Below are 22,758 nucleotides of genomic sequence, written 5' to 3' on the forward strand. Positions count from 1 at the left end.
GCTTTGTCCATATTAGCTTTGTCAGTATTAGCTCTGCCATGGGATCACTCCTTTGGGTAGTCGTGGCGCCAGTAAACTAAGTGCCAGCATTAATGAAGCAACCATGATCACCACCAGCACTGAAACGGCGGAGGCCAGAACGCTTTCGCCACCTTCATCAAGATTGAAAATCAGCACGCCGAGGGTTTCGTTACCGGCGCTCCAAAGCAGCGCGGACACGGTGAGTTCGTTGACCGCTAATAAGAACACCAGCAGCCCACCGGCAAACACGGCGGGTGCCACCAGCGGTAGCACGATGCCGCCTAGCCGCCGCCAAGGGCCTGCGCCGGCTAGCTGGGCGGCTTCTTCAAGCGACGGGTCAAGCTGCGCTAAGCTGGCGGCCACGGGCTTGACGCAAACCACCAAAAAGCGCGCCAGATAGGCGATGAAAATAAGCCCCAGCGTGCCGTAGAGCGCCACATTAATAATCGGCAGTGGGCGTACAAACAGCAGAATGCAGGCAATCGCCAGCACCACGCCGGGAAGGGCGTAGGGAATTTCAATCGCGCTGAGCACTACGCCACGCAAGCGTTCGGGCAAGCGCTGTAATCGATACGCCAGCGGCAGGCTAAGCAGCATCAACACCACGGCGGCACTGCCCGCCAGCCATAGGCTATTGTTGACTGCCCGCCACGTTGCACCCTGACGACCAATCACGTCGGCATAAGCGTTCAACGTGAGCGTTTCAGCGTTAAGCGGCACGCCCATGGCCGGTACCAGAGAGCTGGCGATAAGGGCGAGTAGCGGTGCGACTAAAATAACCACTAAGATGCCGACCAGCGTTGCCGTTACCAGCGTGCGCCAGCGGCCAAGCGTAAAATCATGCGAGCGGCCGCTATGGCCACCTAATCCGAAGCGGCTGCGGCTCATCAGGCGCTGCTGGAGTGCCACGCCCGTCAGCGCGAGTAAGCCAATCAGCAGTGACAGGGCGGCCATTTCAGCCAGCACGCCGGTGCCGAAACTGGCCATGCGCTGATAGATCAACGTGGGCAGCACAAAATACCCGGCAGGAATGCCCAGCATGGCGGGAATGCCGAAGTTGCCCAGGCTCGAAATAAACGCCATTGAGCCCCCGGCCACTAAGCCGCTGCGGGTAACGGGCAGGATAATATGGCCCCACACTTGGGTTTGCTTGGCGCCGCTAATGCGCGCGGCTTCGATAAGCTCGCGGGGCAGTGAAAGTAGACTAGTGCGCAGAGCCAGAAACACCAGCGGGGCGCTTTGAATACCTAGCAGTAAGGCAATGCCTTCCGCTGAGTAGAGCGGTTGAGGGCTGCCTAGCGGCGGTGCCATGCCCAGACTCTTTAATAGCGGGCTGGCTGGGCCAAAAAGCTGTAACCAGCTAAGCGCAGTGACCTGGGGTGGGATCATCATGGGCAGCATGAAGCAGAACACCAGCCACGATTTACCACGCACGTTGGTGAGCGTGATGGCAAACGCAAACAGGCTGCCCAGCACCAGCGCAATCAGCATGCCAAGCCCTGAGGTATACAGGCTGTGCCAGAGTGCACGCCAGGTGCTGGCGCTGTTGAGTACTTGCCACAGTGGAGACTGCCGGCCTTGAGCAAGGTCGCTCAAGGCCTCCATCAGCAGGCGCACGCTGGGCACTAGGCTAAGCAGCACAATGCCGATTAACAGGCTGGAAAGCAGCCAGCGATGCTGGCTGCTATAGGTCAGGGCAGATGTCATAATTACCCGCCGAATAAATCGCTAAAGCGCTGTTTCAACGCAGCTTCTTGTTCCAGAGCCTGCTCAATATCCACTGGCATCAGCGTAATGCTGTCGCGGGCAGGGAAGCCTTCGGGGGGCGTTACATCGTTGCGCGCAGGCAGATATCCCTGCTGACTCACCAGTGCTTGGCCCTGTTCGGAGAGCACGAAATCCACAAACTTCTGTGCGGCATCCACATTCTTGGCGTCCTGCATAATCGCCACTGGCTCAGTCACCGCGCTGACACCCTCTTCAGGGAACACAAACGCGACCGGCGAGCCTTTAGCCGCTTCACGAATGGGTAAGAAGTCGACCACGATACCGTAGGGCTTAGTGCCTGCGGCCACGGCGTTAAATACGCCACCATTGCCGCCCTGGGCTTCGGTACGATTGGCGTGCAGCGCGTCGTAGTAGTCAGCTCCAAGTGCCGGATTGGCGCTGATGGCCGCCATATGGATTAACGCTGCGCCCGAGTAAAGCGGGCTGGGCATGGTGACGAGCCCCTCATAGTCGGGGCCCAACAGGTCTTGCCAGCTTTGCGGCTGGTGCTCAGCGCCGGTGTTATACACAATCCCAGTGGTGATCAGCTTGGTGCCGTAGTAGTAGCCCTCGGGGTCGTATAGCTCGGCGTCATGTGCCTGACGCTCATCGCTTAAGTAAGGCTGCAAAAGGCCTTCTTGTTTGAGCGACTCCATGGTCATGCTGTCGGCAATCAGCAGTACATCTGGATTGCTCACTCCCGCTGAAAGCTCCGAACGCAGCCGCGTCATTAGCCGCGTGGTGCCATCGCGTACCCACTCCACCTCAATGTCTGGATAGGCCGCTTGAAAGGCATCCACCGTTTGTTGGGCATCGCTGTTGGGCTGGCTGGTGTAGAGCACGAGCTTATCGTTAGCAACGGCCTGAAAAGAAACAGCAAGACTGGCTACCGCGACGGCAGTAACAAGGGCAGAAACCGGGATAGATAACAAAGGACGCTTCAACATGGGAAAACCTCAAGTGAGTGAACCCCACCTAAGCTACTGTCATCTGCTTACAACAAAGTGACAGTACGCTTTCGTTTGAAACTTTTTATCTTTCGTTCTCTGCTCTATTTGCTTTCGTTTCGTCGTGAGGTCTACATGCATCAGTTCGAACGCCGCCAGCTGTTGTTGCAGCGTATTCACTTAGAGGGCCGCCAATCGTTGGACGCATTGGCACATCTCTTTAACGTTTCGGTGCAGACCTTGCGGGGTGATATTCGCTACTTAGCCGATAAAGGCTTAGTGCTGCGTCGCCAGGGCGAAGTACTGCCGTTTCCCAAGCAGGAGAATATCGGCTATGACCAGCGCCAGATTGTTAATGTGGCGGGTAAAAGACAAATTGCAGCTCGCGCGGCAAACCTGGTGCAAGATCATCAGGCACTGTTTCTAGGCACCGGTACGACGGTTGAGCAACTGGCGGATGCGCTTAACGACAAGCAAGGCTTGCATATCATGACTAATAATCTGCATGCGCTGATTAAACTATGTCAGTTGAAGTGCGAATTAGTCGTGGCCGGTGGTCGCGTGCGCCGTCGCGATCAGGACGTCATTGGCGGCGATGCCTGGCGCTTTTTTCAACGCTACCGTGCCGATGTAGGCATTGTGTCGGTGGGCGGAATGGATAGCCATGGTCAGCTTTATGATTATAACGATGATGAAGCCATGGTCCGTGAAGCGCTGTTAGCCCACTCCAGTTACCGTGTGCTGGTGTTAGATAAAACCAAGTTTGATCTCCCTCTTCGCTGTACAGCAGGTCAACTAGGTGATTACGACGCGGTAGTGACCGATGTGCCGTTGCCCGATAAGTTAAGAAGCCCGCTGGCGGCTCAGGGCATAATGTTTTTGGGGTAGCGGTGTACGGCCCTCGTGACTGCTATGCTTAAAGCCTATTACTGACGCGAGGATCGCAATCATGGCAGGTGGTTGGGCGAAGGATGGTGCCGAACAGGAGCAAATGGAGAGTACGCTTGACGATGCGGTACAGCGTGCGCGTAGCCAACTGCCCCAGGGCGAAAGTCTTGAGGTTTGTGAAGAGTGTGGGGACCCCATTCCCGAGGCTCGCCGTAAGGCGATGCCTGGCGTTCGGCTCTGTGTAGCATGTCAGAGCGAGCTAGACAAAAAACAGTCGAATGTTAGTGGTTATAACCGCCGCGGCAGTAAAGACAGTCAGTTGCGTTAATGCCACTGAATCTGAATAGCTAGCTTGGTTGATTGACTATCCGGACCGAAATCTTGTCAGAGCAACGCTGCCCTTGAGCCGCGGGCAAGATTGGAATCACTAATTAATAGCGACGGCAACAGTGCCCTTATCCGCCTTTAAGCGTTACCCTTTCAAAACTAACGTGTTTGAGTGTCGCCTTCGGGCGGGAATATACGCAAAAGTTTCGTGAGGATCGAGCAGTGGAGATTGATCAAGATTACCGCGCCCTTAGCGTCGAAACGCTTTCAACAAGACTCGGCAGTATTGACGCGATAGCCAGTCGAGTCGGCGGCGAATCCGCCGCTTGGGATATTCGTGAGGTAGGCGACGGCAATCTCAATCTAGTGTTTATTGTCTCCGGAAGCCTCGGCAGTGTCGTGGTCAAGCAGGCACTGCCCTATGTGCGCATGGTCGGTGAGAGCTGGCCGCTACCGACGTATCGCGCTCACTTTGAATATTACGCGCTGGTGCGTCAGGCCAAGCGCGCACCCGGTATTGCCCCAGAGGTTTACTACTTCGATAAGCCTCAGGCGCTGTTTGTAATGGAGTACCTCCACCCGCACACGATTCTGCGCCGCAAGCTAATGGCTGGCGAGCGAGTAGCCCAGCTTGGCGAAACTATCGGCCAATTCTGCGCGCGCACGGCGTTTCGTGGCTCAGAGCTTTCGCTCAGCAGCCCTGAGAAAAAGCAGGATGTGGGGCTGTTTTCTGGCAACGTGGCGATTCCCGCTATTACCGAATCGCTGGTGTTTACCGACCCCTATTACGCCGCTGAAATGAATCACCACACGCCGGAGCTTTCACCGGTGGTGGATGAGCTGCGCCGCAACGCGCGCCTAAAAGCCAAGGTGCAGCGGCTGTTGATGAAATTCACCGCCAACACCGAGACCATGCTCCACGGTGATTTGCACTCGGGCTCGATCATGGCGACTGATACCGACGTGCGCGTGATCGACCCTGAGTTCTCCCAGTACGGGCCGATGGCGTTTGATCTGGGGATGGCGGTGGCTAACTTCCTAATGGCCTACTTTAGCCAGCCTGCACACCGCCAGGATGACGAGCTGGCCGCTTACCAGGCATGGATTCTCGAAGTGATTGAAGCGTGCTTCACAAGCTTTGATGCCGAGTTCCGCCACCTATGGCAAACCGAGCGCACCGGCATTCTGTTTCCCAGAGCGCTGTTTGAGGAACAGGGCAACAGTGCAGACGACGCCTGCGATGCGCTGCTGGATGAAATTCGACTGGACGCGCTGGCTTACTGCGGTATCGAAATGCACCGCCGGGTACTTTCACTTGCCCACAACGCTGATTTCGAAGAGATTGAAGACCCCGCTCTTCGCGCCAAGCTTGAAGCACGCAACGTGTTGATGGGCCATGCCTTAATTATGGAGCCGGAGGCTTACGGCGACCTTTCTGCGCTAATGGAATTAGCTAAGGCTTACAGCCAACGAGAAGTGCTGTAACAACGTGTTATGAGATGGCAGCTATGAGCCGTTCGCGCGCTAAAGCTGCCTTCCTCGATTTGCAACTTACTACTCATTAATCACTATTAACGACTCACCACTTAAAGCTGATCAATCCGATCAAATTTGCCAGCGATATCGCTTTCGGTCCAGTGGGGCACCCAGCCTTCTACGTTATCGAAAAAGCGTAGCGCGGTGAATTCAGGGGCAGGGCCCATATCGAACCAGTGGGGGGTGTTGGCAGGCACGCTGATTAGGTCGTTGCGGGTGCACAGCACCTGATACACCTTGTCTTCAATATGCAGGCAGAACAGCCCCTGACCTTTGACGAAAAAGCGCACTTCGTCTTCGTGATGGCGGTGCTCATTTAGGAATTTTTGGCGCATGGCCTCTTTTTCGGGATGCGTCGGTACCATATGCAGCACATCAACCGTCTGGTAGCCGCCCTGGGCTTTTAGCCGCTCAATGTCATCCTGGTAAAGCGCCAGTATGTCGTCCTGGGTAGCATCGTTTGCGATTTCGCCTGGCGTTGCCCAGCGCTCAAACAGCACGTTCACACGATTTAGCTCGGCCTTGATTTGCTCGCCGTCGCAGGTATCCACTAACGCATCGTTAGGATTCTGATCGGCAAATACTTTGAGTTGCGACATCAAAAGCGCTCCTTTAAAAGTGACGGGCCTAAAAGCTACAGAGTAATTTCGTCGAAGCTTGTGACGCAAGCGTGCTGCGTACCCGCCTGAGTGCCTTCCCGCACTAGCTGTAATGTTTGCATGCCCGCCTGCTTGGCGGCGTCCAGCTCTTCTACCACATCGGATAGAAACAGGATTTCATCGGCGGGGAGTTGTAGCTTGCTGACAATATGCTGATACGCCAGGGCTTCTCGCTTGTGGCCAATATGGGTGTCGAAATAACCGCTGAATAGCGGTGTTAAATCGCCCTCTGTGCTGTAACCAAACAGCAGCTTTTGCGCCTGAATCGAGCCTGACGAGTAGACATAAAGTTGCTTGCCTGCTTCTGCCCACTGACGAAGGTGCGGGGCAACATCGCTATAAAGATGCCCTTTGAATGCACCGCGCTGATAGCCATCGGCCCATATCATGCCCTGTAGTGCTTTGAGCGGGGTGACTTTTTGATCGGTCTCAATCCAGTAGAGCAGCGTTTCGATCACTTTATCCAGCGAGGCATCCGGTGCCTTGAGCTCAGCGCGCACGGCGGCTATCTGCTCGGCCACATCAGGCTGGGCTGAATGGCTGTGAACGAATTCGGGCAACTGCTCATGGGCGTAAGGAAACAACACTTTATGCACGAAGCTGATATCCGTGGTGGTGCCTTCGATATCGGTGATCACGGCGCGAATGTTTGGGGTATTCATATCTACGCTATCAAGACCTGGGTGTTTGTTCATTTAGACCACCGACTCTCTTCAAGGGTACAGGCAAGTAAAAACTCAATGGCTTCCAGATGGCGACGACACTCGGCAATGGTGCTGCCCACCGCATAAATACCGTGGCCCACGACTAGAAAGCCCCAGGGCATCGGCCAGCCAGCACGCACATGATCGGCCAGCTCGTTCATATCCTGAGAATTGGGCACAACCGGTAAGCGAATAGTGGCTGCATGGGTAGAGTTGCCCTGTAGGGCCTTTTGCATTTCAAAGCCGCTTAGCTCAATACCCTCTGGAAAGCGACGCGACAGGACGGTGCTGGCAACCGTATGGGTGTGCAGCACGCAGCTAATCGTTGAGTCCAAGCGGTAGAGCGCAGCGTGAAGGTCGCTTTCGGCGCTTGGCTTACCATCACCTTCAAGCACGCCACCGTCCAGGTTGCAAAGCAGCAGGTCGCTGGCCGTCACGCAGGTTTTATCAACGCCGGAGGCCGTCACTAGATAGCCTTTGTCGGTACGTGAAGAAAAGTTGCCGCCGGTAGCCGGCGCCCAGCCACGCTGGGCCGCCCAGGAAATCGCTGCTAACAGTTCGTCTTGTATGCTCATCGTAGAATCAGCGCCGCTTCGCTTCTAAAGGCCTTCATTCTATATGATAAGCTTCGCGGCTGATAAGCCATGTGCCGCACCCGTTTTTTATCACTCGTTCTTCCTCACCCGTTCTTGCGATCAGTACTCAAGGAGCCCCTGATGCCTCATCTTCAATCACGCAGTTTGCGGGTGTATGCCGACTCGCTTGAGTATCTGGATCAAACACGCCTACCGCAGGCCGAAACGTGGGTACGCTGTGCAAGTCCAGAGGATTGGCAGGTGGCGGTGAAAAGTCTGGCGATTCGCGGCGCGCCGTTAATAGGCCTGAGTGCTGCCTTTGTGCTGGCGCAGTATGCCGTGCAACATCCCGGGCAGGAGAGCGAGTGGCAGTGGGTAAGTGACCGCTTACGCGCAACGCGCCCCACGGCGGTTAATTTGATGTACTGCCTGGACGCCATGGAGGCCTGCTTTGCCCAAGGGCCGGGTGCGCTTTCTGAGCGCGCCGCCGCGCTGTTTAAAGAAGACCGCGAGCTGTGTTTGCGTATGGCCGAGCGCGGTGCGGATTTGTTGGCAGAGGGCGAGCGAGTGCTGACTCACTGCAATACCGGTGCGCTGGCGACGGCGGGTGTCGGTACGGCCATTGGCGCGCTGGCGGTGGCTAAAAAGCGTGGGGTAACGCTGCATGTGTACGTGAATGAAACCCGTCCGCTGCTTCAGGGTGGCCGATTAACCGCCTGGGAAATGGCCGACCTGGATATTCCCTATCAGCTGATTGCGGACAGCATGGCCGCAAGCCTAATGGCCGCCGGTAAAGTGGATAAAGTGATGGTGGGCGCCGACCGTATCTGTGCCAATGGCGACTTTGCCAATAAAGTGGGCACTTACATGCTGGCAGTAGTCGCCAACTACCATAAGGTACCGTTCTACGTAGTGGCGCCCTACACCACGGTAGACAAGGCCTGCGCCACCGGCGCTGACATTCCGATTGAACAGCGCGACGCCGCCGAAATACGTGGCGCCTCCGGTGCTTTTGGGGATGTCGTTTGGGCGCCAGAAAATGCGCCGGTGTGGAATCCTTCTTTTGATGTGACGCCGGCGTCACTGGTGACCGGCTGGGTGCTGGATACCGGCGTGTTTGATGTTGCCGCTATCGCCCGCGGTGAGCACTGCCGGTAATGGTCTCAGCATTTAACGGCTAGGCATCGCCGTTAGTTAGAATCACCGTCAGAAAGCCTTCACCGTAATCTTCAAGCTTGCGAGCGCCAACGCCGGAAATAGCGCCGAGTGCCTGCAAATTTTGCGGTTTCTGTTCGGTCATTTCGGCAAGCGTGGCGTCGTGGAAGATAACGTAGGCAGGCACGCCCTGAGCCTCGGCAAGCGCCTTTCGGTGCTGGCGCAGGGCTTCCCACAAAGGACCGTGGCCCTGCGTTGCCGAAGCACCTTTACTGCCGCGCCGGGCGGTCTTGGCCTTGCTTGGCTTGCGCAGCGTCAGCGGCTGCTCGCCGCGCAGCACCGGCTTGGCGTTTTCCGTTAAGCGAATCCCGCCATGACCTTCCATATCGACGCTGAGAAAACCGCTCGCAATCAACTGGCGAAACAGCGCCTTCCATTCATTGGCCGAAAGATCACCGCCGATGCCAAAGGTGCTGATCTTATCGTGACCAAAACGGGTGATGCGCTCGTTGGTCTTACCCAGCAGTACGTCCACTAGATAGGTGACGCCGAAGCGCTGCTCGGTGCGGTAAACACACGACAGCGCCTTCTGCGCCGCCACGGTGGCGTTCCAGGTCTCGGGCGGGATCAGACAGTTGTCGCAGTTGCCGCAGGGCTCGTCTAGCGAATCGCCAAAGTAATGCAACAGCGCCTGACGACGGCAGCTGATGATCTCGCAAAGCCCCAGCATGGCATCCAGCTTTTGCTGCTCGATGCGCTTTTGATGGTCATGAGCGCTGGAGTCCTGCTGCATCTGACGCAGCGTGATCACATCTTGAAGCCCATAGGCCATCCAGGCATCGGCGGGCAGACCATCGCGCCCGGCGCGGCCGGTTTCCTGGTAGTAGGCTTCAATGCTTTTGGGCAGATTGAGGTGCGCCACAAAGCGTACGTCGGGTTTGTCGATGCCCATGCCAAAGGCGATAGTGGCCACCACAATTACGCCGTCTTCACGCAGAAAACGGGTCTGGTGGTGCTGGCGCTGCTCGGGGGGAAGCCCCGCATGGTAGGGCAGTGCGGTGAGCCCCTGACGTTCAAGCCAAGCAGCGGTGTCGTCCACCTTGCGCCGGGAGAGGCAGTAGACGATGCCGGCTTCGCCGCTATGGTTCTCGCGGATAAAGCGCAGCAGCTGTTCACGGGTGTTGCCCTGATTTTCAGCGATGTGATAACGGATGTTGGGCCGGTCGAAGCCGCTGTTGTAAAGCGCCGCCTCCCCAAGCTGCAGATGTTCGATGATATCGCCGCGCGTGGGCACATCGGCGGTGGCGGTCAGCGCAATGCGCGGCACATTAGGAAAGCGCTGGTGGAGTTGGGAAAGCTGTCGGTACTCCGGGCGAAAGTCGTGGCCCCACTGGGAGACGCAGTGCGCCTCATCGATGGCAAACAGCGCAACTTGCGTCTGTTCCAAAAGCGACTGCATGCGTGGCATGGCGAGCCGCTCTGGCGCGACGTATAAAAGATCAAGCTCGCCCGCTCTGAGGCGATTTTCCACTTCGACCGCTTCGTGATAGTCCAAACTGGAATTCAGGTAGGCCGCCCGGACGCCGTTCTGAACGAGTGCCGCCACCTGATCCTGCATTAGCGCAATCAAGGGAGACACCACGATCGCGGTGCCTTCGCGCAACAGCGCAGGGATCTGATAGCACAGCGATTTGCCACCGCCGGTGGGCATCAGTACCAGCGCATCGCCACCCGCGATCACATGCTCAATAATCGCCTGCTGCGGGCCGCGAAAGCTGTCGTAGCCAAAGACGTCCTGCAGCACCTTGAGGGCCGCCGGGTTGGGTTCGCCGTGCATCCTCGCTCTCCTTATTTCCGAGCGGGGATTGTCGCACGAAAGCTCCTGGCACGTTTGCCTAGCGAATCCCGGCGCGCAGGAACGACTGCACAAACTGGCGCTGGCCGGGACCTAGTTAACTCCGATTCCCGGGCCAGATAGCTGATTTCGGTATCGTATAACGCCGCGTTGATTTCCCAGCTTTAACGATCTACCCCGGTACCTCATGGCCGATGAGGTTGGGTAGGGTGGCGGCCACTTCAAGCAGGGCATCCAAATTGACACTGGTGTATACGCTCATGGACTCAAACATATGTACTAAGTCCTCGGTGCCTACAGTTCCGCTAACGCCTGAGGCAAAGGAGCAGCTGCCCAGTCCATCTAGCGATGAATCAAAACGGGTGATGCCCGCTTGCCACGCCGCCAAGGCGTTGGCGAGACCCATGGCGCGAGTGTTGCGAAAATGTAGCATAAACGGCGTTTCTGGCCAGCAGCCGAGTGATTCTGTCCAGTAACAGTGGACATCTCAGAATGTAATACAGCGCGTATAATCAGTTAGTGTAAGTTTTTTCGATATTAATAATTTGTTCAGCCACTATTTCATTAAAAATCTGAGCGAAGAGCTTTGAGTTTTCGGTGTGTTCAAGTGAAGAAAAAATGGCCGAGAATTGAAATTTTATGTTTGCTGTGAAGGGCCTGACTGCAATATTAGTGAGGTTAGTGCCCATAACTGAAAAGATATCAGTGACTGCAATTCCCAACCCCGCTGCCACATAACTAGAAACAGTATTTGAATACAGTGTTTGTACCGTAGAGCCTGGCCGAACGCCTGCTTCATCCATAGCATCCTCGATCTGCATTCTAAGAAGACTGCTTATGCCAAGTGAAATGAACGGCTGCCCATCTAGGTCTTCAACCGAAATTGATGTTTTATTGGCCAGCGGATTAGTTTTGGGCAGTAAGCAGACAACAGAAGAAGTTGGCATTGCAGTATGGTTAATATCGGTGCGTTCGGCTGGAACCCGGCCAAACCCAATAGAGAATTCGTCACGTTGCATTGCGTTGAGAATATAAACGGAGTTGTCAGAGTGTATAAAAAAGCCGGTTCCTGGCTGAATAGCACGGAAACGACGAATAGCTTCGGGAAGAGCTCCAGACGATAATGTAGACATGGCCGCAATACGCAACCGGCCTTCTTGTTTTTCTCGTAACTGATGAGCACTGTCGCGAATACGCTCCATCGCATCAAAGTACTTTTCGACTTCGCGAAAAAGCGCAACAGCATTTGGAGTGGGTTGAATGCTCGCCCATTTGCGATTGAATAAAGTTAAGCCAAGATCTTCTTCCAGGTCACGAATAAGGCGGGTGACGGCGGGTTGGCTAATATGGAGTATGCGGCCTGCTGCCGTCATGCTGCCGCTGAGCATGACGGCACGAAAAGCTGAGACCTGACGGTGGTTTAAGGCGCGCATAATAACCAGAACCTCGTGTTAATCCGTTTTGTATTAGACAAACATAACTGTAAATTACCAGCAATAGCATAATTTTTCCTGATGCCTCATTCTAAAATTCGATTCGTCAATTGGGTTCTTGCCTAACTAGTATCTTGGTTCATCCAATAATCGAACCGAGGCTTTTTATATGGCAACTATTATGGGCGAGTACGTGGATCGCTTGATCACAGTCGAGATGCGTAACCGTGGCATGAACCACAACATCATCGCGCCGATATACGATGAGGCACGACGTGAGGGAGGGGGGCGCCCTATTACTGCGCGCGCTGCCGAAGCGCTGGTAGAAAATGTGGGCGAGGGCGATGTGGTATTAATCGTTACGGGAGCTGGCTATATGCCTGAAGTGCCTCACGGAGAAAGCGATGGCCCCCCAGGAGCTGTATCGATTGCGCGCGCATTGTATTGGGGGCTTAAAGCGGTGCCGGTCTATGTCTCCGAGATATGCCATGCTCCACCGATCAAGGCATCATCAGAGGCAGCAGGTTTGATGATCCGAGATTACGAGTTGGCTAAAGATCGTCGCATGGGTGCAGCCCTGATTACGGCTCCTGAAGGTCAGTCTGAGATTGATGCTTGGGCTGACGATCTACTGAGCAAGATGAAGCCAAAAGCCATTATTGCAATCGAACGGCTAGGCCCGAATGAGAGTGGCATTGTTCATTACTCGACGGGTGTCGCGCCGAAAAATTGCGTCAACGTCGCTCCATTGTTTGACAAGGCGGCTCAGCAGGGAGTGCTCAGTATTGGAATTGGTGACAATGGCAACGAGATAGGATTCGGGCGCATCCACTCCTTCATGCAAGACTTTCATCCCTATGGTCGAGAGACTCAGACCAGCAAGCCAGGTGGCGCTATAACTGTCACTGCAACCGATATTTTCTTGCCAGCCTCGATTTCGAACTGGGGTGCCTATGGCATTGCTGCAATGCTGGGCTTTTTGCTAAAGGACAAGGAGCTCGTTCAAGATCCCGAGCTTGAAAAACGCATCATTCGTGCCTGCCTGGACGCTGGCGGCTGGGAGATGCGTTATTGCACTTCACGTTTCATTGTGGATGGGGCTGAGGGTGAAAGCTCTATGGCGATCGTACAGTTGTTACGTGACATGGTTCGCTTAAATATTGCAGCTCCCGATAGAGGCCTTTCACATGGGAAAATGAAAGAGGTTCAGCGGTAAGCTGCCCTACGACGTCAATAGGTTAAGCACCTTCTTTGGTGAGTTGAAAATGCAAATTCGGAAATAGTTATTTGCCAATAGGTAGGCTAAAGACATGCGCAGCACAAAAAAAATACTGAGCGTCGCAGCGCTTTTCAGCATCTTGCCGTTTACATCACTTGCTCAAGATATTCCTGAAACACAACTTTCGGTTATTGGCTCACCAGTAAACTCGCCTAACTGGACGAATGTGCTGCAACCATTTTGGGCCGGTGCTATTCCTGATGGCAGTGATGGCCAGATTGTGGTGGATCTGATCAGCGCTTCCGATCTTGGCGTGAAGGGGCCCGAGCTAATGCGGTTAACCGCATTGGGGGTGGCCGACATTGTTGCGGGCAGCACCACGCTAATTTCTGGTGAGTTGTCTGAAAACGATGCGATCGACATTGCAGGGTTGGTTCAAGATATAGACACGTTAAGAGCGGTGGTTGATGCTTACCGTCCGGTTCTTGAGGAACGTTATCGTGATGAGTTAGGGGTGATACCACTGGGCTTCTGGCCCACTGGCGCGCAGGTTCTTTGGTGCGCCACCCCCGTTGAGGATCTGGATGATTTGGCAGACAAGAAAGTCCGTGTTTTCTCGACTACCACATCTGCGTTGGTCGCCGCCTTGGGTGCTAACCCGGTGACCATGGCCTTCAATGAAGTTGTACCTGCCATGCAGCGTGGCGTCATTGATTGTGCGTTTACAGGGTCTAATTCTGGCAATAGCGCAAAATGGACCGATGTTGCGACGCACCTTGTTGATCTGAGGGTGAGCTGGGGTGTCAACTTCATTGTCGCGAATGCCCAGACTTGGGAAAGACTGGAACCAGCCGTTCAGACTTATTTGCAGGATGAAATTCGTCGCAAACTTGAGCCGTCAGGATGGGACATGGCGCGCGTTGCGACCCAGCAGGGTATCTGGTGCTCTGTCGGTGATAATCGTTGCGAACCCGAGGCAACCTCCCCCCGAAATCTAACCAAGGCGGACCTAACGCTTGTCGAACTATCCGATCAGGATAGCGAACGCCTAAGGCGTGCTGTGACAGAAAATGTGGTGTCTAAATTCACCCGCGCCTGTGGAGTAGATTGTGTCAACCGTTGGAATGCAACGGTGGGTGAGGTCTTGGATATACAACTGGCCGCTGAGGAGTAATCGTTTTGTCATCTTTTCTTATCTCAACCAAATTGGCACGTTTTGCTCGCTTTGCCGCTATTGGGAGTGGGCTTTTGCTACTGGCATCGGCCACCTTAATGACCGCCGAGATACTAGCACGGAGACTTTTTGGGCACAGCCTTGTGGGTGTTGAAGAGTTAGTAGGCTATGCCTTTGCAATTGCAATGGCTTGGGGGTTTGCACAGGCGCTATTTATGCGGGCGCATATTCGCGTAGATCTTATCTATCTGCTTATGCCTGTCCGAGTGCAACGCGTACTCGATATTGTATCCATGGCTTCGTTTGCTGGGGTCATGGGTATCGTGGTGACTCATGCTTGGGGCACTTTAGCTGAATCCTTACGGCTAAGTGCGCGAGCCAGTACTTCCCTTGCTACGCCATTGTGGATTCCCCAGGCACTCTGGCTAACAGGGTTAATCTTTTTCTTGATTTGCCTTATAGCACTGTTATTCGATCTCGTTCGGGCCGTGGTGAGTGGTAACCAATCGCTCGCAGCGCAGCTTGGCGCATCCGAATCCGCATTGAGGAGATCGTGATATGGGTATTGCGCTTATCCTCCTGTTTGTACTGATCGCTCTGGGGTTGCCCATTGCAGCGGTGCTAGGTTGGTTAGCAGTGTCGCTGGATTGGCTTATCTCGCCACTTCCCTTGCAACGCGCTTTTGGTGAAATTGCATGGTCGCACAGTATTGAGTTTACTCTGGTCGCCATTCCAATGTTTATCATGATGGGCGAAATAATGCTGCGCTCACATATTGCGGATCGGATGTACAATGGTGTAGCAGCTTGGATCGGTTGGCTACCGGGGGGCTTGATGCATGCCAACATCGGCGCAAGCGCGCTGTTTGCGGCTACCTCTGGTTCGAGTGTGGCTACTGCTGCGACGATAGGAACTACGGCGATGCCGCAAGTTGATCGTCATGGCTATAGTGAACGACTGTTTCTAGGTAGTTTGGCGGCCGGCGGCACGTTAGGCATTCTGATTCCGCCCTCAATCAACATGATTATTTTCGGGTTTTTAACGGATACTTCAGTTCCTCAGCTTTTTGTCGCCGGTTTAATACCGGGCATACTACTGGCGATTATTTTTTCAATAACAATTATCGTGCTATGCGTGGCAGCACCGTCGCTGGACGGCCGACGCAGCCCGTTGTCTGTTAAAGCTTTGCTTCAAAGCCTTCCGGATCTCGCACCACCGTTGGCGCTCTTCATTTTGGTGATTGGTTCGATCTATGCCGGGTGGGCTACCCCTACTGAGGCGGCCTCAATAGGTGTCATTGCTTCCATGGGGCTTGCAGCCTGGTATGGGAAGCTGAGTTGGGAAATGATGGTTGAGGTATTCATCGGAACTGTGCGCACCTCATCAATGATGATCTTGATAACGATTCTTGCTTTTTTGCTGAACTTTATCATCGGCGCAACTGGCATGCTTAGTGTGGTTAATGAGCTGGTTCAGGGGCTGGAATGGAGCCCACTAGCCACTATGCTTATGATCCTGATGATGTATCTTATATTGGGTATGTTCATGGATACACTGGCAATGATCGTGCTGACGATTCCGATTGTGACACCTATCGTGGTAGGGCTAGGTTACGATCCAGTCTGGTTTGGTGTCATGATGGTTCTCGTTGCAGAAACCTCCGTTCTGACGCCACCGATAGGGATGCTTTGTTATGTAGTACAAGGCGTACGTGGCCGGGGCGAGCTGATCGATGTATTTATTGGTGTTTTACCCTTTATTACGACGCTGATGTTAATGATCGGCCTGATGCTTGCCGCACCTCAGCTTGCACTTTGGCTGCCGGGCCTTCTTTACTAACTATTCAGAGGGGAGAGGAACGTCCTCTTTGGAACTTGATTATCCGGATACAGAGTGTCCGGATAACCTTAAACATTGCTCGAATTAGCTATAAGACTCTCTTTTCAGCCAATCGACTGATTTATTCGGTTACGGACGGTGATGCAGTGTCTATTTTTGCTGGCACAGGATATCGCCGCGTCGATTTCCCAGCTTTAACCACCTGTCCCGGCACATCGTGGCCGATCAGGTCGGGAAGGGTGGCTGCGACCTCGAGCAGTGCATCCAGGTCGACACCGGTATCGACGCCCATGGCCTCAAACATATGCACTAGGTCCTCGGTACATACATTGCCGGTGGCGCCGGGAGCAAAGGGGCAGCCGCCCAGCCCGCCGAGCGCTGAGTCAAAGCGAGTGATGCCCGCCTGCCAGGCCGCCAGTGCATTCGCTAGCCCCATGCCGCGAGTGTTGTGGAAATGCAGCGTAAACGACGTTGCTGGCCAGCGCTCAAGGACGGCCTCGCACAGCAGGTTGACCTGGGCGGGGTTGGCCATGCCGGTGGTGTCGCAGAGTGTGATGCCCTGAATACCCAGTGCGATCAGTTTTTCAACCAGTTCCAGCACGCGGGTTTGGGATACATCGCCTTCAAACGGGCAGCCAAACGTGGTGGAGAGTGAGGCATTGATAAACACGCCGCTGCCTTGAGTTGCTTCCAAAATAGCCGCGAATTGCTCAAGAGATTGCTCTGGCGTCATGCGCAGATTTGCCAGCCCGTGGCTATTGCTGGCGGACATTACAAGATTAATCTCATCCACTTGGCAGGCTAATGCCCGCTCGGCACCTTTAACATTAGGCACCAGCACGGTGATATCGACGCCTTCTCTGCGCTGAATGCCGGTCACTACGTCGGCCGCGTCGCGCAGGTTGGGAATGGCTTTGGGTGAGGTGAACGAGGTTGCCTCGATTCGCCGCAGGCCGGTGGTGGAGAGCGCATCGATCCAACGAATTTTCTCTTCCGTCGGTACATAACGCGCTTCAATTTGCAGGCCATCCCGCGGGGCGACTTCGTTGATTTCTACCTTCGCAGAGCAGGGCGTTGGCGGGCTCATTGTGCTATGCATCGTATTCTCCTTAATCGTACGTGCGTTAGATAATGCCCGCTTGGCGAAGTTTGGCGCGGGTGTCGTGATCAATGCCCAGCTCATCCAAAACGTCGTCAGTATGTTGACCCAGCGCGGGGCCACCGTTGCCGAGCCGCCCTGGTGTCGCGCTCAGTTTGGGCAGGACACCCGGTACTTTTAGCGCTTTGCCGTTGGGGCGGTTAAAGGTTTGAATCATTTCCCGTGCCAAATAATGCGGGTCAAAGGCAATATCTTCGGCGGTGTAGGGGTAGCCTGCGGGCACGCGGGCATCATCTAGGGCGGGCAAAATAGCATCCCGCGGACGTTCTTCAGTCCACGCTTGAATGGCTGCGTCAATCATGTCGGCTTGCTGGCTGCGCCCGTCGTTATGGGCTAGCGCCGGGTCGTTGCCAAGATCATCGCGGCCAATGACGCTCATTAAACGTTTGAAGATACTGTCGCCGTTACCAGCGATGAGTACGTAGTCGCCGCCCTGGCAGCGGTAAGCGTTCGAAGGGGTAATGCCGGGCAGGGCACTGCCGCTGGGCTGACGAACCTGGCCGCTGGCATCGAACTCTGGCAGTAGGCTTTCCATCATTGCAAACACCGACTCATACAGTGCGACGTCAATTTCTTGGCCCAGGCCGCTGCGACTGCGTTCCTGAAGCGCCAGCAGCGTACCAATCACGGCATAAAGTGCGGAAAGTGAGTCTCCAATGCTCACGCCTACGCGCACGGAAGGCTCTCCCTGTTGGCCGGTAAGGTAGCGCAGCCCGCCCATGGCTTCGCCAATCACGCCAAAGCCGGGCTTGTCGCGGTAAGGCCCCGTTTGCCCATAGCCGGAAATATGCACCATGATCAGCCGCGGGTTGAGTGTGGAGAGCGCTTCCCAGCCTAGCCCCCAGCTGTCTAAGGTGCCGGGGCGGAAGTTTTCCACCACGACGTCAGCTTCGGCGATAAGTTGGCGCACCAGCGCTTGGCCTTCTTGGCTGCGTAAATCCAGTGCTACCGAGCGCTTGTTACGGGTTTGTACGTGCCACCACAGCGACGTGCCGTCTTCAATCATTCGCCATTTGCGAAGTGGGTCGCCGGTACCCGGCGGCTCGATTTTAATCACATCTGCGCCGAACTCACCCAGCAATTTAGTGGCGAAAGGGCCTGCAATGAGTTGACCAAGCTCAAGAACCTTCAGGCCCTGTAGCGGTAGCTGGCGTGCAGTGGGAGCATTCATGGGGCTTTCTCTTGTGATTGGATTCATTACAGATTGTCAGCATGCGCGAGCGGTTTGCGGCGGACAATTAGACAATGGGTAACAAAGGTTTCGTAGACGACGAAGGTCTGCGATAGCATAAGGCCGTTGCCTTGCCCGGAGATTCTTATGCGCCGCTTTGATTTTGTCACTCTTAAGCTCTTCATCTCCGTGGCGGATGAGGGGCGCCTGACAGCGGCTGCAGAGCGCGAACACTTGGCGCTTGCCGCCGTGAGCAAGCGGATTAGTGATCTGGAAGTGTTGGTCGGTGCCAAGCTGCTGTACCGTCGCCCCAGAGGCGTGGAGCTAACGCCTGCGGGCCAGGCATTTTTACATCACGCGCGACGTATTTTGGATAACATTGAGCGCCTGCATGCAGAGCTGAGCGAGTACGGCGAAGGCGTGCGTGGCCACGTGCGTATTCACTCCAATACCTCAGCGATCATTGCGTTTCTTCCCCAGGATCTCAGCGCCTTCTCGCGGCACTATCCCGAAATTAAAATCGACCTGCAGGAGCGCGTCAGCAGCGAAATCGTTGCCGCCGTGCGTGACGGGCTGACCGACATCGGTATTTTTGCTGGCCACGTGGCGGCACCTGATCTTCAGCGGCTCTCGTACCGGCGAGACCGACTCGTGCTGATGACGCCCAAGGGTCATCCTCTGGCAGAGCGTGAAAGCATCGCTTTTAGTGAAGCGCTTGAGTTTGATTTTGTTGGCTTGCAGCAAGATGCATCCGTGCAATCGCTGTTGAATGAGCAGGCCAATATGACGGGTAAAGCGCTCAGAATGCGCATTCAGGTGCGTAGCTTTGACGCTATTTGTCGCATGATTCATCACGGCATGGGCGTTGGTGTGCTGCCCGAGCAAGCCATTTACCGCGACCTGGGTGATCTACAGCTGAAAAGTATCCCGCTTAGCGACTCGTGGGCTCAGCACGAACTGGTGATTGGCATACGTCGCTATGCAACGCTGCCCGTCACGGCCCGGCATTTGGTTGACCACTTAGCGGGAGACAGCGCCCATTCGGCGCTTATCGAGGATTAGGTACGCTTTAGCGGCTTCGTATTTCGAGAATGCTGGCGCTGAATGATTAAGCATTCAATAGCCTGCAACGCGCCTGTTAATGAGCTTCCGGCCAGCGGCGCTATCCATCTTTGGTCGTATGCCTGTGAGTGATGGGACGAAATAACGCGCTATAGGGGCGTTTCTAGCCATCGTATTATACGAAGGCAGCCTTCTTGAACGTCGATTTGAGCCCATTGACGGCTTGTTTCAAGATTGAAGTAGCGCCACTAGAAATGGCTATAAGAACGATTACAACAATGACACCCCATAACGACAACCGTAGAGAGTCATCGCATGCGGAAACAATTATTTGCCACGCTGGCTACCCTTGGAATGTTAACGGCGGCTCCCTTCGCTCTCGCTAATCCCATCGAAATTCAAGTCAACAACACGATGAGTGAAGGCGGCTCGGAAAGTGCTGCGGTGGAACGTTTCGCTGAATATTTAGAAGAGCAGGCGCCGGGCCGCTTTGAGGTGCGTCCTTTTTTGGCGGGATCGCTGGGCGGTGAAAACGCTATTTTGGAATTGCTGAATCTTGGCCAGACACAGATCTCCCTGACCGGCGGCAACTGGCGCCAGCAATATGCGCCTGAATATGATGCCATCACCGTGCCCTTTTTGTTTACCACCTGGGACGAAGTGGACGCTTATATAGAGACTCCTTCTGGGCAGGCGTTGATTGAAAAGGCAGAGAGCCAAGGCGGTCTTAAATTCTTTGGTACTCAGCATCGTGGCCCGCGTCATATGACGGCCAATAAAGAAATTAATACGCCCGCAGATCTTGCCGGATTCCGTCTTCGCCTGCCTTCGCTGCCCATTTGGCTAGAAGTGTGGGAAGAGATTGGTGCTCAGGTCGTCAACGTACCGGCACCGGAAATTTATCTGGCCATGCAAACCGGCCAGGTCGACGGTCACGAAAACTCGCTTTCATCGCCCTATACGCGCCGGCTGTGGGAAGTGCAGGACTATTTGATTTTGACCAGCCACGTACAGTTTCCCTGGAGCTGGGTAGCCAGTTCGCGCTGGTGGGATGGTCTTGAAGCGGAAGACCAGGCGCTGATTGCTGAGGCGATCGATGTGGCCCGCGAGTATGGCTCAGAGCAAGAGCTTGAACTGGATAAATATTATCTAGAAGCCCTTCAAGAAGAAGGAATGACGGTTATCGAGCCTGATATTGATGCCTTCCGTGAAGCGGCGATGCCCGCCATTGATCGCGTTCTTTCTGAGATGGCCGACGGCGTTCGCGAAGATGCGCTGGGTAGCGAAAGTAACTAATACGCACCTGAAGCAAACAGCGGCGGCCCATCGGGCCGTCGTTTTATTTTTGTATGTTGATAAATGTCGGGGAGTTTTCCTGTGAATCACGTGGTTCCGCCCAGTAACGGGTTCGATCGAATAGCTTTCTATACGTTGCGCTGGGTAACCCGCCTTTGCGATGGGGCGGGCGTGGCGTTAATGGCCGCTATCCTGCTGCTTATTGTGGCGGCGGTTATTGCGCGGGACCTGCTGGGGCTTGGTATGCCTTGGACCGAAGAGGTCGCGTCTATGATGGCTATCTACGCGATTGGCTTTGGATCGCTATCGGCCTGGGTGCGCAGCGAGCATCTGGTAGTCGATTTGTTTAGCCATAAGCTTTCTGGGTTAGGAAAAAGTCTCCAGTATCGAGCCACAGCACTGATTTCATGTTGTTTTTTTGCCCTTGCCGCTTGGGGCGCATGGATCATGTCGGATATGAGCGCCAACAATAAAACGGTCTCGCTGAGTATCAGTTTCAGCTATCTCTACTACGGTATTTTCTTTAGTTTTGCGGGTATGGCGCTGATAGCAGTGTGGCAAACCCTGCGCGGCCCGGTCGCGTGGTTGGAAGTGCATGATGAAGAAGAGCATCAAGAGGAGTTAGCTCAGCCATGATGGAATTACTGATTTTTGTCGGCGGGCTATTGATACTGATGGCTATTGGCTTGCCCGTGGTGGTGGCTATTGGTGTGACGTCGTTTATCGCGCTAGTGGCAACCGGTACCGGTGGGCTGCCCGTTGAGTTATTGCCGCTGCGAATGGTGCAAACGCTCAACAACTTTACGCTGCTAGCGATTCCACTGTTTATTCTAGCCGCCAATATTATGAATATCGGCTCGACGACGACGCGCATTTTCGACTTTGCGACCGCGCTTGTCGGCTTCACTAAAGGTGGGCTTGGCCACGCTAACGTGGTGGCGAGCTCTATCTTCGCTACCATGTCAGGCACCGCCGTAGCGGACGCTGCGGGGCTTGGCAGTATTGAAATTAAGGCCATGAAAGAGCGTGGCTATGCGCTGGATTACTCCACGGGCATTACCGCGGCCTCAAGCGTTATTGGGCCAATCTTGCCACCCAGCATTGCGCTAGTCGTGTATGGCTGGCTTGCCAATGTCAGCATTGGTGGTCTATTTATGGCGGGGCTTTTGCCGGGCATTTTGATGGCACTGCTGCTGATGGGCATGACCGTACTGCTTGGCGCGACCGGCAAGGTCGTGATGCCTAAACCTAAGCCGTTTGATGCCTGCGAAGTTGCTCGCACTGGCAAGCGTGCGATATTACCGCTAATGATGCCGGCCATTATCGTGGGTGGCATTTGGGGCGGCTTCTTCACGCCGACGGAAGCGGGCGCAATTGCCTCGCTGTACGCTATTATTCTAGGCGGTGTGATTTACCGTGATTTGAACGGGCGGGATCTTTTTAATGCTTTCCGCAGAACCTTAATGTTCAGTGCGGTTATTCTGCTGATTATTGCGGTTTCCAGCTTCTACGGCTGGATACTAGTGCGCATGGGCATTCCACAGGCACTGGCAGGGCAGGTCGCCAGCGTCGATATGCCCACGGTGGCGCTATTGCTCTGCTTCGCGCTGTTCTTCCTGCTCATTGGCTGCTTTATGTCAGTGATTGAAAGTATCCTGATCTTCACACCGATTGTGGTACCAGCGGCGCTTAGCGCCGGGTTAGATCCGGTGCATTTCGGCATTGTGATGGTGATTACACTGTCCGTCGGGGTCATTACTCCTCCGTTTGGCACGGTGCTGTTTTTAATGGTGGGCATTACGCGACTGCGCTATGGCCAGGTGGTGACCGCGATACTGCCTTTCTTACTGCCGATTATCGCCACTATTTTATTGCTAATCGCCGTGCCGGGCTTGGCCACGTGGCTGCCAGATCTCATGGGTTATTAAGAGCTTAAGGCGAGCGTTTTAACCGCCGTCAAAATAAAAAGGA

Annotated in this window: 21 protein-coding genes and 1 pseudogene; 12 read left to right on the forward strand and 10 right to left on the reverse strand. The window is 54.7% G+C overall.

Annotation, left to right across the window (positions count from 1 at the left end):
* Window positions 1–27 precede the first annotated feature (27 nt).
* Together ACT3RP_RS11870 and ACT3RP_RS11875 are read right to left on the reverse strand one after the other, a co-directional pair.
* On the reverse strand, window positions 28–1,728 hold the full coding sequence (locus tag ACT3RP_RS11870; protein ID WP_441686269.1) for an ABC transporter permease: 1,701 nt from the start codon (window positions 1,726–1,728) through the stop codon (window positions 28–30).
* 2 nt (window positions 1,729–1,730) lie between these two features.
* Entirely contained in the window at window positions 1,731–2,735 is a 1,005-nt protein-coding gene (locus ACT3RP_RS11875) for an ABC transporter substrate-binding protein (protein WP_444671949.1), read from the reverse strand.
* Window positions 2,736–2,870: 135 nt separating this feature from the next.
* Here ACT3RP_RS11875 and ACT3RP_RS11880 point away from each other — a divergent pair, with 135 nt between their 5' ends.
* The 3 genes from ACT3RP_RS11880 (at window position 2,871) to mtnK (ending at window position 5,435) form a co-directional block, all read left to right on the forward strand.
* The gene (locus ACT3RP_RS11880; protein ID WP_483393832.1) at window positions 2,871–3,623 is read left to right on the forward strand and encodes a DeoR/GlpR family DNA-binding transcription regulator; all 753 of its coding nucleotides are present in this window, start codon (window positions 2,871–2,873) and stop codon (window positions 3,621–3,623) included.
* A 61-nt stretch (window positions 3,624–3,684) separates the two neighbouring features.
* Window positions 3,685–3,951: a DksA/TraR family C4-type zinc finger protein gene (locus ACT3RP_RS11885; protein ID WP_444625010.1), complete on the forward strand. Its 267-nt coding sequence runs from the start codon at window positions 3,685–3,687 to the stop codon at window positions 3,949–3,951.
* A gap of 221 nt (window positions 3,952–4,172) precedes the next feature.
* Entirely contained in the window at window positions 4,173–5,435 is a 1,263-nt protein-coding gene (gene mtnK, locus ACT3RP_RS11890; RefSeq protein WP_444671950.1) for an S-methyl-5-thioribose kinase, read from the forward strand.
* Window positions 5,436–5,536: 101 nt separating this feature from the next.
* Here the strand turns inward: mtnK and ACT3RP_RS11895 are convergent, their stop codons facing one another.
* Genes ACT3RP_RS11895 through mtnB form a run of 3 tightly spaced genes read right to left on the reverse strand, consistent with a single transcriptional unit; the run spans window position 5,537 to window position 7,424 of the window.
* On the reverse strand, window positions 5,537–6,085 hold the full coding sequence (locus ACT3RP_RS11895) for a 1,2-dihydroxy-3-keto-5-methylthiopentene dioxygenase (protein WP_444671951.1): 549 nt from the start codon (window positions 6,083–6,085) through the stop codon (window positions 5,537–5,539).
* Between the two features lie 35 nt (window positions 6,086–6,120).
* Window positions 6,121–6,840 carry an acireductone synthase gene (gene mtnC, locus ACT3RP_RS11900; protein WP_444671952.1) on the reverse strand — a complete coding sequence of 240 codons (720 nt, stop codon included), beginning with the start codon at window positions 6,838–6,840 and terminating at the stop codon, window positions 6,121–6,123.
* On the reverse strand, window positions 6,837–7,424 hold the full coding sequence (mtnB, locus tag ACT3RP_RS11905; protein WP_444671953.1) for a methylthioribulose 1-phosphate dehydratase: 588 nt from the start codon (window positions 7,422–7,424) through the stop codon (window positions 6,837–6,839). Before mtnB ends, mtnC begins: the two co-directional genes overlap by 4 nt.
* Before the next feature lie 141 nt (window positions 7,425–7,565).
* Between mtnB and mtnA the strand changes: the two genes are divergently transcribed.
* Window positions 7,566–8,582 carry an S-methyl-5-thioribose-1-phosphate isomerase gene (gene mtnA, locus ACT3RP_RS11910; RefSeq protein WP_444671954.1) on the forward strand — a complete coding sequence of 339 codons (1,017 nt, stop codon included), beginning with the start codon at window positions 7,566–7,568 and terminating at the stop codon, window positions 8,580–8,582.
* A gap of 19 nt (window positions 8,583–8,601) precedes the next feature.
* Here the strand turns inward: mtnA and recQ are convergent, their stop codons facing one another.
* From recQ to ACT3RP_RS11925, 3 genes and pseudogenes are all read right to left on the reverse strand, one after another.
* Complete coding sequence (gene recQ / locus ACT3RP_RS11915; protein ID WP_444671955.1) at window positions 8,602–10,416, reverse strand: DNA helicase RecQ; 1,815 nt, start codon at window positions 10,414–10,416, stop codon at window positions 8,602–8,604.
* Between the two features lie 190 nt (window positions 10,417–10,606).
* Window positions 10,607–10,870, reverse strand: a pseudogene (locus ACT3RP_RS11920) (hydroxymethylglutaryl-CoA lyase); the annotation flags it as partial.
* Window positions 10,871–10,946: 76 nt separating this feature from the next.
* Window positions 10,947–11,867, reverse strand: coding sequence for a LysR substrate-binding domain-containing protein (locus ACT3RP_RS11925; RefSeq protein WP_096277756.1), 921 nt, complete (start codon window positions 11,865–11,867; stop codon window positions 10,947–10,949).
* A gap of 169 nt (window positions 11,868–12,036) precedes the next feature.
* On the opposite strand from ACT3RP_RS11925, the gene ACT3RP_RS11930 reads away from it, so the two are divergent.
* The 4 genes from ACT3RP_RS11930 (at window position 12,037) to ACT3RP_RS11945 (ending at window position 16,099) form a co-directional block, all read left to right on the forward strand.
* Window positions 12,037–13,083 (forward strand): glutamate cyclase domain-containing protein, encoded by a 1,047-nt coding sequence (locus ACT3RP_RS11930; RefSeq protein ID WP_444625016.1) that lies wholly within the window; start codon window positions 12,037–12,039, stop codon window positions 13,081–13,083.
* A gap of 94 nt (window positions 13,084–13,177) precedes the next feature.
* Entirely contained in the window at window positions 13,178–14,260 is a 1,083-nt protein-coding gene (locus tag ACT3RP_RS11935; protein ID WP_096277760.1) for a TRAP transporter substrate-binding protein, read from the forward strand.
* Window positions 14,261–14,265: 5 nt separating this feature from the next.
* Window positions 14,266–14,817, forward strand: a complete 552-nt coding sequence (locus ACT3RP_RS11940) for a TRAP transporter small permease subunit (protein ID WP_096277762.1) — start codon at window positions 14,266–14,268, stop codon at window positions 14,815–14,817.
* A 1-nt stretch (window position 14,818) separates the two neighbouring features.
* Window positions 14,819–16,099 (forward strand): TRAP transporter large permease, encoded by a 1,281-nt coding sequence (locus ACT3RP_RS11945; protein ID WP_096277764.1) that lies wholly within the window; start codon window positions 14,819–14,821, stop codon window positions 16,097–16,099.
* A 121-nt stretch (window positions 16,100–16,220) separates the two neighbouring features.
* Here the strand turns inward: ACT3RP_RS11945 and ACT3RP_RS11950 are convergent, their stop codons facing one another.
* Together ACT3RP_RS11950 and ACT3RP_RS11955 are read right to left on the reverse strand one after the other, a co-directional pair.
* Window positions 16,221–17,186 (reverse strand): hydroxymethylglutaryl-CoA lyase, encoded by a 966-nt coding sequence (locus ACT3RP_RS11950; RefSeq protein ID WP_096282265.1) that lies wholly within the window; start codon window positions 17,184–17,186, stop codon window positions 16,221–16,223.
* Between the two features lie 37 nt (window positions 17,187–17,223).
* Window positions 17,224–18,429, reverse strand: a complete 1,206-nt coding sequence (locus ACT3RP_RS11955) for a CaiB/BaiF CoA transferase family protein (RefSeq protein WP_096277766.1) — start codon at window positions 18,427–18,429, stop codon at window positions 17,224–17,226.
* A gap of 147 nt (window positions 18,430–18,576) precedes the next feature.
* Here ACT3RP_RS11955 and ACT3RP_RS11960 point away from each other — a divergent pair, with 147 nt between their 5' ends.
* The 4 genes from ACT3RP_RS11960 to ACT3RP_RS11975 all read left to right on the forward strand — a co-directional run bounded on the left by ACT3RP_RS11960 (window position 18,577) and on the right by ACT3RP_RS11975 (window position 22,715).
* Window positions 18,577–19,491 carry a LysR family transcriptional regulator gene (locus ACT3RP_RS11960; protein WP_096277768.1) on the forward strand — a complete coding sequence of 305 codons (915 nt, stop codon included), beginning with the start codon at window positions 18,577–18,579 and terminating at the stop codon, window positions 19,489–19,491.
* Window positions 19,492–19,806: 315 nt separating this feature from the next.
* Window positions 19,807–20,787 carry a TRAP transporter substrate-binding protein gene (locus tag ACT3RP_RS11965; RefSeq protein WP_444625020.1) on the forward strand — a complete coding sequence of 327 codons (981 nt, stop codon included), beginning with the start codon at window positions 19,807–19,809 and terminating at the stop codon, window positions 20,785–20,787.
* 81 nt (window positions 20,788–20,868) lie between these two features.
* A complete protein-coding gene (locus tag ACT3RP_RS11970; protein WP_483393833.1) occupies window positions 20,869–21,423 on the forward strand; it encodes a TRAP transporter small permease in 555 nt (184 codons plus the stop codon).
* Window positions 21,420–22,715, forward strand: a complete 1,296-nt coding sequence (locus ACT3RP_RS11975) for a TRAP transporter large permease (protein ID WP_096277775.1) — start codon at window positions 21,420–21,422, stop codon at window positions 22,713–22,715. Before ACT3RP_RS11970 ends, ACT3RP_RS11975 begins: the two co-directional genes overlap by 4 nt.
* Window positions 22,716–22,758 lie beyond the last annotated feature (43 nt).

Source organism: Halomonas sp. AOP5-B2-8, from assembly GCF_052376475.1.
Classification (GTDB): Bacteria; Pseudomonadota; Gammaproteobacteria; order Pseudomonadales; family Halomonadaceae; genus Vreelandella; species Vreelandella casei.